Origin of the sequence: Nocardia jejuensis NBRC 103114, from assembly GCF_001613145.1 — a bacterium.
GTDB classification, from domain to species: domain Bacteria; phylum Actinomycetota; class Actinomycetes; order Mycobacteriales; family Mycobacteriaceae; genus Nocardia; species Nocardia jejuensis.
This window is the reverse complement of the sequence record NZ_BDBU01000043.1, coordinates 58,110-72,387: the sequence shown is the minus strand read 5'-3', so window position 1 is coordinate 72,387 and position 14,278 is coordinate 58,110. Positions and strand designations below refer to the sequence as shown.

The window sequence follows — 14,278 nt, the reverse complement described above, 5'->3', positions numbered from 1 at the left end:
GGCGCTCCCGCGCATTCAGCCCCGGCGATCGTGCCCATGACCGCACCCGCCCCCGCACGGTCGAACCGTGCGGGGGCGGGTGCGATGAAGCTATCGGCCGTGGGTGAGACTCACCCGACGGTCGCGCCGACGCGCAGGGCGTGCGGCTCGATCGCGCCGCGGACCAGGGCCCGCTCGTCGATGGTCTCGGCCTTGTAGGGCAGGGTCGAGAGGGTGGCGGTCATCTTGGCGACCGGATCCTCGATGGCCTTCGGCGTGCCGAAGATGAAGGTCCACTCGTGCTCGTCGCTCACGTACGGCACGACCGTCTCGAACAGGTTGTGGAACCGGGTCCACGACCGCTTCAGGGTCTCGTTGCGCCACATGGTCTGACAGCCGGCCTGTGCGGCCAGCACGCCGCCCTCGGCCAGAATCGCCTTGCAGCGCTGGAGGAAGTCGTCCTCGTACAGGCGATTGTGCTGCGCGTCCTCGACCCGCTCGTCCGGAAGGTCGATACAGATCATGTCGTAGCGCACGCCCGTGGCCTCGGCATTGGCCAGGAAGTCCCAGCCGTCCGCGTAGTGCATCTTGATCGGGCCGGTCTGTGCGACCGCCTCGGCCAGATCCGCGGTGGAGTAGCCGTAGGGGAGGTGCTCGGCGCACAGCTCCACCTCGAGCTGGTCGATGTCGACGTGGTCGACGAGCGTGGCGCCCGCCGCGGCCGACATCTGCGAGGCGACGCCCTCACCGGAACCGATGATCAGCACCTTCTCGAGCTTCTCGGCCAGCGCGTACCCCGGGACCAGCATGGCCTCGTGGTAGGTGAGCTGCGAGAACTCGGTGGACTGGCGATCGTCGTCGGAGAACAGGGACCGGCCCTGCTCGGTCTCCGCGATCACCATGTGCTGGAACGGGGTGTTGGTGTCGACGATGACGTCGGTCATGTTCCAGACGCGGGTCAGGCCTTCGCCGACCGGCTCGTGGATCCGGCGCGAGGCGTGGCCGCGCTGGATGACCTCCATATTGACCGACTTCGGCGCCAGCTCCTGCTGCAGCAGCTCCACGGCCTTGGTGGCCCCGGCGCCGATGCTGCCGCAGGTGAACACGTCGACGAAGATGTCGCCCGACTCGGGGTAGGTGTGAATCGAGGCGTGCGATTCGGCCAGTAGGGCCAGGATGGTGACACCCTGCGGCTCGAACTGCTTGCGCACGACATCGCAAATCGTCACCCCCGCGGCGACCAGCGATTTTCGAAGTGCGGCTTCGAGTCGTTCGAGGTCGTCGCAGAGGGCTGCGTCGACTCCACCGAACTCGGCCAGCACGTGCCAGCCGGTGAATTCTGCCGTCATGGCTAAACTCACTCTCGCTCAGCGCCGATGACATGAACAGTCAAAGGCGGAAAACCGTTGAAGGACACCGACGAATAGCTCGCCGTATAGGCGCCGGTTTCGAGGATCCGAATGGGATCACCGGCTCGCAACGTGGTCGGAAGTAGGACGCGCGTGCGTTGATAGAGTACATCGTCTCCGTCGCAGGTCGGACCGGCGACCACGGCCTCATCCCGGGGATCGCTGTCGCGATCGGTCTGGAATCGGTACGCGATGTACTCGTTCTCGGTCTCGGCCATGCCGTTGTAGCGGCCGATGTCGAGGTATACCCAGCGTCGCCCGTCGGGCGCCTGGCGAACATTGACCACCTCGGCGTGGATCACTCCGCTGTTGCCCACCAGGGCGCGACCGGGTTCCACGACGATCTCGGTGTGCTCCGGCAGCAGGCGGGCGGCGGCGTCGGCGATCACCGCGCCCAGCTCACTCACGCCGGGCGCCGGATCGGCGTACGAAATCGGCAGTCCCCCACCGATATTCACCGCTTTGACCGAAATGTCCTTGACTGCCAACGCTTCCGCGATGGCGGCGGCCTGCTCGATCCCGATCTGCCATGCGATCGGATCCAGTTGCTGCGACCCCACGTGGAAGTACGGTCCGACGATCCGCAGGCCCAGATCCCGGGCCCGCACGAGTAGGTGCACGGCCTCACCGGGCGCACAGCCGAACTTCGCGCCGAACGGCGTCTGCGACGCCGGAGCCGAGGCCAGGAACCGGCACTCCACCTCCGAACCCGGAGCATGCTGGGCGATCCGCTCGACATCCTCCTCGGTGTCGAAGGCGAATCGGCGCACTCCGGCCGCATAGGCGGCGGCGATGTGGGCGGATTTCTTGATCGGATTGCCGTAGCACATCACGGCCGGATCGACGCCCTGCGCCAGGCAGAGTTCGATCTCACCGACGGAGGCGACGTCGAATTCCGCGCCCTCGTCGTTCAGTAGCCGGATGATCGAAGGTAGCGGACTCGCCTTGACGGCGAAGCGAATTCGCGCCGCGGGGAGTGCGGCTTGCAGCGCGCGGTAGTTCGCGCGGACCCGGTCCAGGTCGATGACCAGACAGGGCGACTCGGGCAGGTTTCGATCGGTCAATCTAAGGGAACTCTTCTCGGTCCGGGCCCAGCGACGGATTTTGGGCAACAGTGCGCGAGAATAGCAGCGGTTGGCCTCGGAAAACGAACCAGCGTGTGCTCGGTTACATCACCCCTACACCAACAATGGGTGACATGTCCGGATCTCCGAGCCCGCAGGTCAGCCTGCGGTAACGCTGACCTCGTCGAATACCACTTCCCCCGCGGCGTCCGATTCCGCGAGGTCCACTACGGCATTCAACGACCAGCCGTGATCGCCGTCGGGATCGTCCAGAACCTGGCGCACGTGCCAGAACTCGGGTCCCTGCCGCACCTGGAACAGCTTCGGGCCGCGCGCATTCGGGCCGGTCCCGATCGCGTCGTACTCGGCGTAGAACGGCTCGAACTCGGCTTCCCAGTCCAGCTCGTCGCCCAGCTCCTCGAGCGCCGCCCAGCGGTGCAGCGCCGCCAGCTCCACCCGGCGGAACATGGCATTGCGCACCAGTACTCGGAAGGCGCGCTCGTTGGCCGAGATCGGCCGGACCGTCTCCGCGCCGAAGGCGACCTGCTCGGTGTCGGACTCCGCGCCCGGATTGGTGAGCTGCTCCCATTCGTCGAGCAGGCTGGAGTCGACCTGGCGGATCAACTCGCCCAGCCATTCGGTGATGTCGTCGAGTTCCTCGGTGCGGGCCTGCTCGGGCACCGTGCGGCGCAGCGCGCGATACGCGTCGGCCAGATAGCGCAGCACCACGCCCTCCGACCGCGCCAGCTCGTACACCGACACCAGTTCGGCGAAGGTCATCGAGCGCTCGACCATCTCCCGGACCACGGCCTTGGGGGAGGGTTCGAACTCCGACACCCAGGGATGCCCGGCCTTGTAGGTCTCGTAGGCGGGCAGGATCAACTCCTCGGCGAGGGGCTTGGGCCAGGTGACCTCTTCCAGGAGCTCCATCCGCTCCTCGTACTCGATGCCGTCGGCCTTCATCTGCGCGACCGCGACACCGCGCGCCTTGTGCTGCTGGGCCATGAGCAGCTGGCGCGGGTCCTCGAGCGTGGACTCGATGAGCGAGATGACATCGACGGTGTAGGTGAGCGACTCCTTGTCGAGCAGTTCGAACGCGGCCAGCGCGAACGGGGAGAGCGGCTGATCCAGCGCGAAGTCGCGCTGCAGATCCACCATGAGCCGGGCTCGGCGTCCGTACTGGTCGGGTTCGTCCAGTTGCTGCACCACACCCGCGTCGCGCAGCGCGCGATACAGGCGGATCGCCTTGAGGATGTGCCGGCGCTGCGCCGCGCGCGGTTCGTGGTTCTCCTCCAGCAGATGTCGCATGGCATCGAAGCAATTGCCCTTGCGCGCAATCACATTGAGCAGCATGGAGTTGGTCACGTTGAAGCGCGACTGCATCGGCTCCGGCGAGGCCCCGACCAGCCGTTCGAAGGTCTCCTCGGACCAGGAGACGAAACCCTCGGGGGGCTTGCGCTTCACGACCTTCTTGAGCTTCTTGGGATCGTCGCCGGCCTTGGCGATCAGGCGGGCGTTCTCCACCTCGTGTTCGGGCGCCTGCACGACCACCGTGCCCATGGTGTCGAAGCCCGCGCGGCCCGCGCGGCCCGAAATCTGGTGGAACTCACGGGCATTGAGGCGGCGGGTGCGCACACCGTCGTACTTGGTGAGGCCGGTCAGCAGCACCGTGCGGATGGGCACATTGATGCCGACACCCAAAGTGTCCGTACCGCAGACCACTTTGAGCAGTCCGTCCTGCGCGAGCTTCTCGACCAGTCGCCGGTACTTGGGCAGCATGCCCGCGTGATGCACGCCCACCCCGTGCCGGATGAACTTCGAGAGGGTCTTGCCGAAGCCGGTGGCGAAGCGGAACTCGCCGATGGCCGCGGCGATCGCGTCCTTCTCTGCCTTGGAGGACATGTTGACGCTCATCAGCGCCTGCGCGCGTTCCATGGCCGAGGCCTGGGTGAAGTGCACGACGTACACCGGCGCGAGGCTGGTGGTGACCAGATCCTCGAGCGTCTCCACGATCGGCGTGCGGACGTACGAAAAGCTCAGCGGCACAGGACGTTCGGCGCCCGACACGACGGCGGTATGACGGCCGGTGCGCGTGCTCAGATCCTCGGCGAAGAAGTCGACCTCGCCGAGAGTGGCCGACATGAGCAGGAACTGCGCGTTCGGCAGCTCGATCAGCGGCGTCTGCCAGGCCCAGCCGCGATCGGGGTCGGCGTAGTAGTGGAACTCGTCCATGATGACCTGCCCGACATTCGCGTCCGCGCCCTCGCGCAGTGCCAGGTTCGCCAGGATCTCGGCGGTCGCGCAGATGATCGGCGCGTTCGGGTTCACCGCGGCGTCACCGGTCACCATGCCCACCCGGTCCGCGCCGAAGATCTCGCACAGGGCGAAGAACTTCTCGCTCACCAGGGCCTTGATGGGTGCGGTGTAGTAGCTGCGCTCGCCCTTGTTCAAGGCCGCGAAGTGCGCGCCGATCGCGACCAGCGACTTACCCGAGCCGGTCGGGGTGTTGAGGATGACGTTCGCGCCCGTCACCAGTTCGAGCAGGGCCTCCTCCTGCGCGGGATAGAGGGATAACCCCTCACCCTCGGCCCATTCGGCGAACGTCTCGTAGAGCCAGTCCGGGTCCACGTCGGAAACGGCTTGATCGGGAACCAATTCGGACAGCTGCACGACGCCCAACGTTACCGGTCCGCCGATCGGTAGCCGGTAGCGGCGGGCCGGAGGCACCCGAGCGGGTGGCGAACACCTCGCCCCGCGCCCCGCCCGGCGAACCGCTAGCGCAGCGACCCGCCCTCTTCGCCGCCTTCGTCGCCGAGGCCGGCCTGTTCGGCCAGGAAACGCTCGAACTCCGCGCCCAGTTCGTCACCGGTGGGAAGTTCGCTCTCGCTCGCCAGCAGACTGGACTGGCGTTCCTGGGCGGTGACGAAGCTGTCGTACTGACGCTCGAGGGCCTGCACGACGGTCTCCACCTCGGAGTTGCCGGCGATGTGCTCGTTCACCTGTTCCCGGGTGCGCGCGGCGGCGTCGGTGAGCGCGGCGAGCGGAAGTTCCAGCCCGGCGTTCTCGGCCACGTTCTCCAGCAGCGTCTGCGCGGCCTCGGGGTACGCGGTCTGCGTCAGGTAGTGCGGGACGTGGACCGAGAAACCGACCGACTCGTGACCGTGCTGAGCCATCCGGTATTCCAGCAGCGAGGACGCGCTTCCCGGCACCTGCAGCTCGCCCGGCCAGCGCTGATGCTCGCCGATCAGGTCGCTGTCGCTCGCGTGCGCGGTGACGCCAAGCGGACGGGTGTGCGGGATGGCCATGGGAATGGCGCTCAGGCCGATGGTCCGCCGTACGCCCAGCTGTTCGGACAGCAGCCGCACCGCGGTGGCGAACTTCTCCCAGCGCAGATCCGGTTCCAGGCCCGAGAGCAGCAGGAACGGGGTGCCCGCGGTGTCCTTGAGCGCCCACAGGTTCAGCTCGGGCTCGGTGTAATCGGAGAAGTGATCGGTCTTGAACATCATGAGGGGCCGACGTGACCGATAGTCGAGCAACTCGTCCATATCGAACGAGGCGACCAGTTCGGATTCGAGGCTCTCCCGCAGGTGCGTGGTGGCCAGACGCACGGCATGACCCGCGTCGGTGAAGCCTTCCAGACCGTGCACCAGGACCGGTCCCGCACCGTCTACGGACGACAGCTGCGGAGCCGGAAACTCGAGTTCGTACATGCGCGACTCGTAGTCCATCGCGTGCTCCTTCCTGCGTGGCCCACTTGCGCGACCATCCTCATTGTCCCTCATGCGCTTGCCGACCGTGCACTGCCCGCACCGCTCTTGCAACACGCCGAACCGTGACACGCATTCCCGACGGCTCGCCACGCGGCGTGGCATTCCGTGTGAACAGCAGAAATTCGGCATAGTGGACGCGGTGACCGTGCCGGATTCTCCGGGTCCGCGAACGTCCCCTGTGCGTGCACCGGGGCACTTCCGCGCGCCCGCTCGTGGCTTGTACCGCATGCCCTTACGCGCCGTGGGGGTCGCGGTCCTGGGCTGCGTGCTCGCGGCCTGTGGAACCACGGTATCGGGTCACCCGAACCCCTCGCGCAATCCGGCCGGCACCACGCGCAGCGACGCCGGTCTGGCCGCATTGCTGCCGGACCCGTCGCAGTTTCCCTCGCGCTATGCCGCGGTCGCGCTGCCCCCGGACGTGGCCGGCCAGGCGGCCGCCGATCTCGACGGGGTACTGCCCGACGCGCAGATCGATCCGAGCACCTGCGGCCCGACCGCGCCCACCGCGGGCCCGGTCGTCTCGGTCGGCACCGACGACACCACCCGTGCCACCCTCACCGTGGAACTCACCCGGGTGGACCAGCCCCTGGCCACACTGCGAAATCAATTGCAGCAGTGCGGAACCGTCAAGGTCACGCACTCGGGCACGACGGCCACCGTCACCACGGAACTGGATCCGCCCCCGCCCCTGGACGTGGACGACGCTCTCGCCCTGCGCCGCGTGGTCCGCTCCGAATCCCCGACTCAGGCCCGCACCATGCAGACGCTGCTCGGGCAGGTCGGCGACATCCGAATCAATGTCACCTACATGACGTTCACCGACACCCGCTCCGATACCGAGGCGCTGGACAGCCTCTTCACCACCGCGGTCACCAAGGTCCGCAAGGGCTGATCGGGCGAGGGAGCCGACCCCTGCCTGTATTCGGCTCCCCTGGGCTCGATCAGCAGGAGCCGGTACCGCCGGAGCCGGTGTTGGACGACCCGGTGCCCGCGGAACCTGTTCCGGCCGAGCCGCTTCCGAACGAACCCGTTCCGGCCGAACCGGTGCCCGACCCGGAGGGCAGCCAGGCGCAGGTGCCCGGCTTGTGGACGTTGTAGAGGATGGTCGAGAGTGAACCGCTCTGGCGGATTCCCACCGTGTACGAGCGGTATTCCGGCGGATGCCAGGCGAACGAGGCCTGTGCGTTGGTGCTGAAGGGGACCGGGGTCGGGGTCGCCGAGCCGATCACCGTGCCGTCGACGAGGAATTCGACGGGCGCGAGCTTGTTGGCGCCGACCAGGGTGGTGCGGATCAGGCAGCCGGTGTCGATATCGCACTGGCTGTTGTCGGTGGGGCCGGTGACCATGACGTCGTCGATGTCCGCCGAGGCCGTGCCGGTGACCGAGAGGGATGCGGCCAGGGCCGTGAGCGCCAGGGTCGCGCCGGTTGTGAAGAGGTTTCTTGTCATTGCGTAATTCCTTCCGGCGCGTGAAGGGGGCGCCGGGGCGGACTGTAGCAGCGTGTGAACCCGAGAAATGGCGAAATTGAAAGTGCTGCAACGTTATTCGATTTGCACATGAATGTGAAACGTTATCGGTTAATATTCAAGGGTTTGCCGGTGTCAGTTCTGATAGCGAGCGAGAAGTTCGGCGCCCAGGCGGGCGAGCTCGTCGCGGACGGACTGCGGCCGCAGGACCTCGAGCGCGGTGCCCCAGCCGGCCAGTTGCTGAGCGATCATCAGCGGGGTCGGGGCGGTGATGCGCACGCGGGTCCGGCCGTCATCGGCGGGACCGTCCACGACGCAGTGCCGGCCCTGTTGATGGCGCAGGACCGGGAGCAGGCGGTCGGGCACCAGCACCGCTGCCTCGAGGGTGGAACGGTGGCGCTCGACCTCCTCGACCACCTCGGACCAGGCGGTCGAGAGGTCGAAATCGTCCGGGCGGTGCGAGGCGTCGTCCAGGAGTTCGGTGTCGGCGATTCGATCCACCCGAAAAGTGCGCTGACCACGGTCGGTGCCCGCGACGAGGTACCAGATGCCGTCCTTGTCGACCAGGCCCCACGGATCCACGACGCGATGGGTGCGCGTGCCCGCGCGGTCGTAGTGGAAGGCGACCTTGCGGCGGCGTACGACCGCCTGCTGCAGTTCGGTCACCACGGCGGGCGGCCGCTCGTCGCGCTCACCCCAGCGGGCGGGATCGACCACGATCGCGCCCGCCGCGGCCTCGGCCTCGGTGCGGAAGGACTGCGGCAGGGCGCGCAGGAGCTTGCGCAGCGCCGAGCGGGTGGCGGGGGTGGCCGTGGCCATCGGGCCGAGCAGCAGGAAAAGGGCCTGTGCTTCCGGGCCGGTCAGGCCGCTCAGATCGGTCCGCGCGCCGCCCACCAGCGACCATCCGCCACCTCGGCCCGGCTGCGGGTAGACGGGGATTCCGGCCGTGGACAGCGCCTGAAGATCGCGCCGGGCGGTCGCCACCGAAATCTCGAGTTCGGTCGCCACCTCGGCGGCGGTCACTCGTCCTCGCGTCTGCATGTACAGCAGGGTCGCCACCAATCGATCGGCTCGCATGAGGGGAATTGTGCCCGTAAAAGTGCTCATTCGGTGAGCACTTTGGGTTGGATGATGGATTCATACCGATCGAGAACGACGAAGGAGACACCGAATGTTGCGAGGAATGGCCACCGTCACGTATTTCGCCGACGATCTGGAGGCCGCCAAGGACTGGTACGCCCAATTGCTCGGCGTGCAGCCGTATTTCACGGTGCCGGGCGGGTACTACGAATTCCGGATCGGCGACTACCAGCACGAACTCGGCCTGATCAATCGGAAGTTCGCGCGGACCACGCCGGATCAGCCGGGCGGGCAGATCGTGAACTGGCACGTCGATGACATCGCGGCCACCTTCGACCGGCTGCTGTCGATGGGGGCGAAGGAATACGAGCCGATCACCGAGCGTGGCCAGGGGACCGGATTCGTCACCGCCGCGGTGGTGGATCCGTTCGGCAACGTGCTCGGCATCATGTCCAACCCGCACTATCTGGAGATTCTCGGCACGTTCCGGGCCGAGTAGCCGTGCCCGGCAGGGCATTCGGGGCGTGCGCGGACAGCGCACGCCCGGCGCGCTGCCAGGTGGCGACGAGTGGCCGATCGCGTCGCGCCGCGGCGGTGGCCGCAGAGCGATCGGCGGGTTCGATTCGGGCGCACGGTAACAGCGGGCACCGACAGGTTCGGGTGAGACCGACTCCGCGCCACGCCGAACTGTCCACGGCACGCCGGAGTCTCCACAGGGCGGCGAAAACCCCAGGTGGAGGCCGATGGTGGCGGAGTGGATCAGCGCACGCTCGTGTCATGACGAACCCCACGGAACCCATCCCACCCGATCCGCACGACGTGGCCGAACCTCCCGACACCGCCTCTCCGCGCATGCCCCGCGTCCCCCGCACCGGTACCGCGGGTATCGCCGATCCGGCGGACGGCCCCGCCGCGAGCCCGTGCGATGCCGAGTGGTCGATGGCGGCAACCGAATTCGCCTCGGCCATCGCCGAGGGCGACGACCCGGGCCCGGTCGAGGGGGACCGTTCGGTCACCCTCGAGGGCGATTTCTCGGGCACGGGGTTCGAGACGAGCGCCGATACCGCCGGGAGCGACCCGCCCGGCGGGCACGAGTCCCATCTCCGGGATCCCGGGGATTTCATCGCGGCGGTCCCCGCCATGCTGGGGTTCATGCCCGCGCGGTCGCTGGTGGTGACGGTGTTGCGAGCCGGGGGCGGGCCGGCGCCCGCGTCGGTGGATGTGGTGGCGCGCATGGATCTCGACAATCCGGGGCGTTCGGCCACCGGCGCGCTGATCGATCGGGTCGCGGGAATCTGCCTGCGCCAGCACGCGACCGCCGCACTGGCATTGATCGTGGACGACCGCGCCACCGCGCCGACCTCACAGCATCGGGGCGTGCGGGCCCGGCGGCATCGAGATCTTCTCGCGGCGCTCGAACATCGCCTCGAGGTCGACGCGGTGCCGCTCGCGGGCGCGTGGGCGGTGCGTGCGATCGGGCCGGAGCTGGAGTGGTGGAGTCTCACCGGGCCGATCCGGCATGGGGTGCAACCGGATCCGAGCAGTTCGATGGTGACGCTGCGGCACGTGCTGGACGGCAGGCCGCTGCGCGCGTCACGGGCCGAACTGACCGAGGCGATCGCGGTGGACGAGGCATTGCGCGCGGCGGTGACCGCGGCACTGGAGGTGGCGACCACCGCGGCGGCGACACACCTCGCGCAGGCGGTGCGCCGGGGCGAGCCCGATTCCTACACCCGGGTGACACTGCGCAATGTGCTGCGGCAGATCACGCAGGTCCGAGAGGGCGCGCGATTGGATCCGCTCGACCTCGCGGACATCGCTGTCGCCCTGCGTGATCCCTGCGTGCGCGATGTCATGTTCGCCTTGGCGCCTGGTACACACGCCGATGCCGCCGAAGCGCTCTGGCTCCAACTCACCAGGGCGCTGCCGGATCCGGATCGAGCCGAAGCGGCAGCGCTGCTGGGCTATTGCGCGTACACCCGCGGCGACGGTCCGTTCGCAGGTGTCGCGCTCGAGGCCGCCCTGACATCCGATCCCGAGCACCGCATGGCCGTGCTGCTGGATATCGGCTTACAGACCGGCATGCGCCCACAGCGCCTGAGCCGCCTGGGCGAATCCGGTCGGATGACCGCGACCGACCTGGGCATCGACCTGGAATCGGAGCCGAAATGAGTGAGCGGACACCGCGATACGGTCTGCCGCGCTGCCGCTCGACGCGCTACGGCATGACGCCGGCGTGGCCGCGGAACTCCTCGGCCCCCGAGCGAAAGCAGCCGACGCTGCCCCGATGTGGACCGGAGCAGCGTCGGAGACGATCGGAGCCGGAATGAGCGCGATACCCGGGTACCGGTTTCAGTCCGCGCGGGCAGTGGCGAGCCCCGCGAGGGTGTCAGCGTGCGCTGTGCGCGCGATCGCCGAGCGAGCGCAGGAAATCCCAGGCATCGGAGACGATCTCGTCGAGATCGGTGTGCTCGGGCCGCCAGCCGAGTTCGGTGACGGCACGCTCGCTCGACGCGATGAGCACGGCCGGGTCGCCCGCGCGGCGAGGTTCGTCCACCGACTCGATCGGCAGACCGGTGACCCGCCGGCAGGCCGAGATCACCTCGCGCACCGAGAAACCGGTGCCGCTACCGAGATTGACGATCCGATGCCGACCCGGCTGCGACTGCGCCAGCGCCAGCAGATGCGCGTTCGCCAGATCGCGGATGTGGATGTAATCGCGCACCGCGGTGCCGTCCGGCGTCGGGTAGTCCGTGCCGAAGACCGAGATCGACCGGCGATGGCCCAGCGCCGTCTGCAACACCAGGGGGATGAGATGCGTTTCCACCATTCGGTTCTCACCGAGCCCGGCGTACGCGCCCGCCACATTGAAGTACCGCAGACTGGTCGCCCCCAGTCCGTACGCCGCCGCGTACGAGGTGATGGCGTAGTCGATCGAGAGCTTGGACGCGCCATAGGGATTCGTCGGCTGCTTGGGGGCGGTCTCGACGATCGGCACCTGCTCGGGTTCGCCGTAGACGGCCGCGGTGGAGGAGAACACCAGGCGCGGTGTCCCCGCGGCGCGGATCGCCTCGAGCAGCGTCAGCGTCTTGACCACGTTGCCGTGCCAGTACTTCTGCGGCTGCTGCACCGATTCGCCCACCAGCGACTGCGCCGCGAAATGCAGTACGCCGTCGAAGGACTCGGAGGCGATGAGCTCGGCCCCGACGGTCGCGATATCGCCCTCGACGAACTTCGCCCCCGCCGGAACACCCTCGGCGTTGCCGGTGGACAGGTCATCGACGACGACGACCTCGTGCCCGTCCTCGAGCAGAACCTGTGCGCAGACGCCGCCGACGTAACCCGCGCCTCCGGTAACCAGAAGTTTCACGTGTCAGACCAGCTTCACCTGGACGGCGTGGGCCATCTCGTCCGACAGTTCGTAGCCACCGTGCCCGGGTACCGAGATGATGACCGCACCCGGCTTGGTCTCCACCGTCACGCGTGCGTCCGGCACGACACCGGCCTCACGCAGTTGGTTGATCACCTCCGGATCGGTCTGGATGTGCTCCGAGAGCCGGCGCACGACCACCGCCTGCGACTGCCCGGACGGAATGTCCGACAGGCGCACCAGTTTCTCGTCCGCGTTCGCGTCCGGCTGCACACCCAGCTCGTCCAGGCCCGGAATCGGATTGCCGTAGGGCGAGGTGGTGGGGTGATTGAGCACCTCGACCAGGCGGCGCTCGACCTCCTCGCTCATCACGTGCTCCCAGCGGCAGGCCTCGGCGTGCACGTTCTGCCAGTCCAGCCCGATGATGTCGACCAGCAGGCGCTCGGCCAGCCGGTGCTTGCGCATGACCGCGACCGCCATGGCGCGGCCCTTGTCGGTCAGTTCGAGATGGCGATCACCGGCAACGCTCAGCAAACCGTCGCGCTCCATCCGCGCGACCGTCTGGCTGACCGTGGGCCCGCTCTGCTCGAGACGCTCGGCGATGCGAGCACGCAGGGGCGTGACACCCTCCTCCTCGAGGTCGTAGATGGTACGGAGATACATCTCCGTGGTGTCGACCAGATCCTTCACCTGTTAACCCCTTCGTCGGCACGAATTCTACCCATGCACGGCGGCTGAACCGGGCGCCAGCTTATTTCGCGAATGCTGGAGGAACATCCAGGACGGGGCGCGTGTTCCCAGGCAGTTTCGCCGGTCACAGCCGAGCCGCACCGGTATGACAGCCCCGCGGTGTCCCACAGCCTACGAACCGCCGCGACGCACTAGCGTGGCAGGTATGTCTGGCGGAGCGCACGGAGACGGAACCGTTGTCTGGACCGACAGGTTCCTGGACTACTCCTGGACGCCCGAGCACCCGATGCGGCCGGTGCGGCTGCAGTTCACCATGGCCCTGGCGCGGGGATTGGGCCTGCTGGAGGGCGTCGAATCGCTCACCCCGGCAGCCGCCGGGGATTCCGAACTGCTGCGGGTGCACACCCACGACTACATAGAGGCGGTCAAGCACGCCCGGCCGCCGCTCGGCCCGACCCCGGACGCACCGCCGTACGGGCTGGGCTCCGCCGACAACCCGGTGTTCCCGCACATGCACGAGGCGGCGTCGGTGATCGTCGGCGGCACCCTCGCCGCGGCGCAGGAGATCGCGGCGGGTCGTACCCGTCGCGCGGTCAGCATCGGCGGCGGTATGCATCACGCCATGCCCGCCGCAGCGGCCGGGTTCTGCGTGTACAACGATGTGGCGGTGGCGATTTCGTGGCTATTGGAGAACGGATTCGATCGGATCGCCTACCTCGACGTGGACGTGCATCACGGGGACGGCGTGCAGCGGGTGTTCTACGGTGACCCGCGGGTATTGACCATCTCGCTTCATCAGCATCCGGCGACGCTGTGGCCCAACACCGGGTGGCCCGAGGAGACCGGATCCGGAGCGGGCGAGGGCTCCGCGGTCAACCTGCCGATCATGCCCGGCACCCGGGACCCGCTGTGGCTGCGCGGTTTCCACGCGGTGGTGCCTGGTGCGCTCGCGGCGTTCCGCCCGCAGATCGTGATCAGCCAGTGCGGCGTCGACACTCATCGCGAGGACCCGCTCGCGGACCTGGACCTGAGCGTGGACGGTCAGCGTGCGGCGTTCATCGCCATGCGGGACCTGGCCGACCGCTACGCCGAGGGCCGCTGGCTGGCCGTCGGCGGTGGTGGCTACGGCCTGATCCGGGTGGTGCCGCGCGCCTGGACCCATCTGCTGGCCACCGCGCTGGACCGCACCGTCGAGCCGAGCACGCCCACCCCGGCGGCCTGGCGGGAGCTCGTGGGCGCGTACGCGCCCACGGTCGCGGTGCCCGAAACCATGAGCGACGGCGCGGACACCGCCTTCGACCCGTGGGACGGCCCCGGCGGTGGCCGCGAAACCGGTGACGACCGCACCGATCGCGCGCGCCGCGCTCTCGATGTATCCGTATTGGCAACCCGCCGGGCCTCTTTCGGCCTGCTCGGCCTGGATCCGGAGGATCCCCGTGACTGACTCCAG

12 protein-coding genes are annotated in these 14,278 nt (G+C 68.2%); 4 read left to right on the top strand and 8 right to left on the bottom strand.

Annotated features, from left to right (window positions below; translation table 11 throughout):
• Positions 1-110 precede the first annotated feature (110 nt).
• The 4 genes from speD to NJ1_RS29195 form a co-directional block, all read right to left on the bottom strand.
• Positions 111-1,328, bottom strand: a complete 1,218-nt coding sequence (gene speD / locus NJ1_RS29210) for an adenosylmethionine decarboxylase (RefSeq protein ID WP_067700300.1) — start codon at positions 1,326-1,328, stop codon at positions 111-113.
• Between the two features lie 8 nt (positions 1,329-1,336).
• Positions 1,337-2,437 (bottom strand): type III PLP-dependent enzyme, encoded by a 1,101-nt coding sequence (locus tag NJ1_RS29205; RefSeq protein ID WP_067700547.1) that lies wholly within the window; start codon positions 2,435-2,437, stop codon positions 1,337-1,339.
• A gap of 174 nt (positions 2,438-2,611) precedes the next feature.
• Positions 2,612-5,122 carry a DEAD/DEAH box helicase gene (locus tag NJ1_RS29200; RefSeq protein WP_067700297.1) on the bottom strand — a complete coding sequence of 837 codons (2,511 nt, stop codon included), beginning with the start codon at positions 5,120-5,122 and terminating at the stop codon, positions 2,612-2,614.
• Positions 5,123-5,226: 104 nt separating this feature from the next.
• Positions 5,227-6,180: a proteasome assembly chaperone family protein gene (locus tag NJ1_RS29195; protein WP_067700294.1), complete on the bottom strand. Its 954-nt coding sequence runs from the start codon at positions 6,178-6,180 to the stop codon at positions 5,227-5,229.
• 268 nt (positions 6,181-6,448) lie between these two features.
• Here NJ1_RS29195 and NJ1_RS29190 point away from each other — a divergent pair, with 268 nt between their 5' ends.
• Positions 6,449-7,114, top strand: coding sequence for a sensor domain-containing protein (locus NJ1_RS29190; RefSeq protein WP_067700291.1), 666 nt, complete (start codon positions 6,449-6,451; stop codon positions 7,112-7,114).
• A gap of 49 nt (positions 7,115-7,163) precedes the next feature.
• On the opposite strand, the gene NJ1_RS40025 is transcribed toward NJ1_RS29190, so the two are convergent.
• Positions 7,164-7,670, bottom strand: a complete 507-nt coding sequence (locus NJ1_RS40025) for a hypothetical protein (protein WP_067700288.1) — start codon at positions 7,668-7,670, stop codon at positions 7,164-7,166.
• A 153-nt stretch (positions 7,671-7,823) separates the two neighbouring features.
• Complete coding sequence (locus tag NJ1_RS29180) at positions 7,824-8,765, bottom strand: helix-turn-helix transcriptional regulator (protein WP_067700285.1); 942 nt, start codon at positions 8,763-8,765, stop codon at positions 7,824-7,826.
• 94 nt (positions 8,766-8,859) lie between these two features.
• On the opposite strand from NJ1_RS29180, the gene NJ1_RS29175 reads away from it, so the two are divergent.
• Together NJ1_RS29175 and NJ1_RS29170 are read left to right on the top strand one after the other, a co-directional pair.
• On the top strand, positions 8,860-9,267 hold the full coding sequence (locus NJ1_RS29175; protein WP_067700282.1) for a VOC family protein: 408 nt from the start codon (positions 8,860-8,862) through the stop codon (positions 9,265-9,267).
• A 278-nt stretch (positions 9,268-9,545) separates the two neighbouring features.
• A complete protein-coding gene (locus NJ1_RS29170; RefSeq protein ID WP_084478965.1) occupies positions 9,546-10,940 on the top strand; it encodes a DUF4192 domain-containing protein in 1,395 nt (464 codons plus the stop codon).
• 217 nt (positions 10,941-11,157) lie between these two features.
• Here NJ1_RS29170 and galE read toward each other — a convergent pair whose 3' ends face one another.
• Together galE and NJ1_RS29160 are read right to left on the bottom strand one after the other, a co-directional pair.
• Positions 11,158-12,138: a UDP-glucose 4-epimerase GalE gene (gene galE / locus NJ1_RS29165; RefSeq protein WP_067700279.1), complete on the bottom strand. Its 981-nt coding sequence runs from the start codon at positions 12,136-12,138 to the stop codon at positions 11,158-11,160.
• Between the two features lie 3 nt (positions 12,139-12,141).
• Positions 12,142-12,828 carry an iron-dependent transcriptional repressor DtxR gene (locus NJ1_RS29160; RefSeq protein WP_067700277.1) on the bottom strand — a complete coding sequence of 229 codons (687 nt, stop codon included), beginning with the start codon at positions 12,826-12,828 and terminating at the stop codon, positions 12,142-12,144.
• Positions 12,829-13,033: 205 nt separating this feature from the next.
• Here NJ1_RS29160 and NJ1_RS29155 point away from each other — a divergent pair, with 205 nt between their 5' ends.
• Entirely contained in the window at positions 13,034-14,272 is a 1,239-nt protein-coding gene (locus tag NJ1_RS29155; RefSeq protein WP_067700274.1) for an acetoin utilization protein AcuC, read from the top strand.
• Positions 14,273-14,278 lie beyond the last annotated feature (6 nt).

Bases quoted from the DNA above. Each gene is read 5' to 3' on its own strand.
- NJ1_RS29155 (WP_067700274.1), top strand. From the start codon at position 13,034: ATGTCTGGCGGAGCGCACGGAGACGGAACCGTTGTCTGGACCGACAGG.
- NJ1_RS29195 (WP_067700294.1), bottom strand. From the start codon at position 6,180: ATGGACTACGAGTCGCGCATGTACGAACTCGAGTTTCCGGCTCCGCAG.
- NJ1_RS29190 (WP_067700291.1), top strand. From the start codon at position 6,449: ATGCCCTTACGCGCCGTGGGGGTCGCGGTCCTGGGCTGCGTGCTCGCG.
- speD (WP_067700300.1), bottom strand. From the start codon at position 1,328: ATGACGGCAGAATTCACCGGCTGGCACGTGCTGGCCGAGTTCGGTGGA.
- NJ1_RS40025 (WP_067700288.1), bottom strand. From the start codon at position 7,670: ATGACAAGAAACCTCTTCACAACCGGCGCGACCCTGGCGCTCACGGCC.
- NJ1_RS29170 (WP_084478965.1), top strand. From the start codon at position 9,546: ATGACGAACCCCACGGAACCCATCCCACCCGATCCGCACGACGTGGCC.
- NJ1_RS29180 (WP_067700285.1), bottom strand. From the start codon at position 8,765: ATGCGAGCCGATCGATTGGTGGCGACCCTGCTGTACATGCAGACGCGA.
- NJ1_RS29175 (WP_067700282.1), top strand. From the start codon at position 8,860: ATGTTGCGAGGAATGGCCACCGTCACGTATTTCGCCGACGATCTGGAG.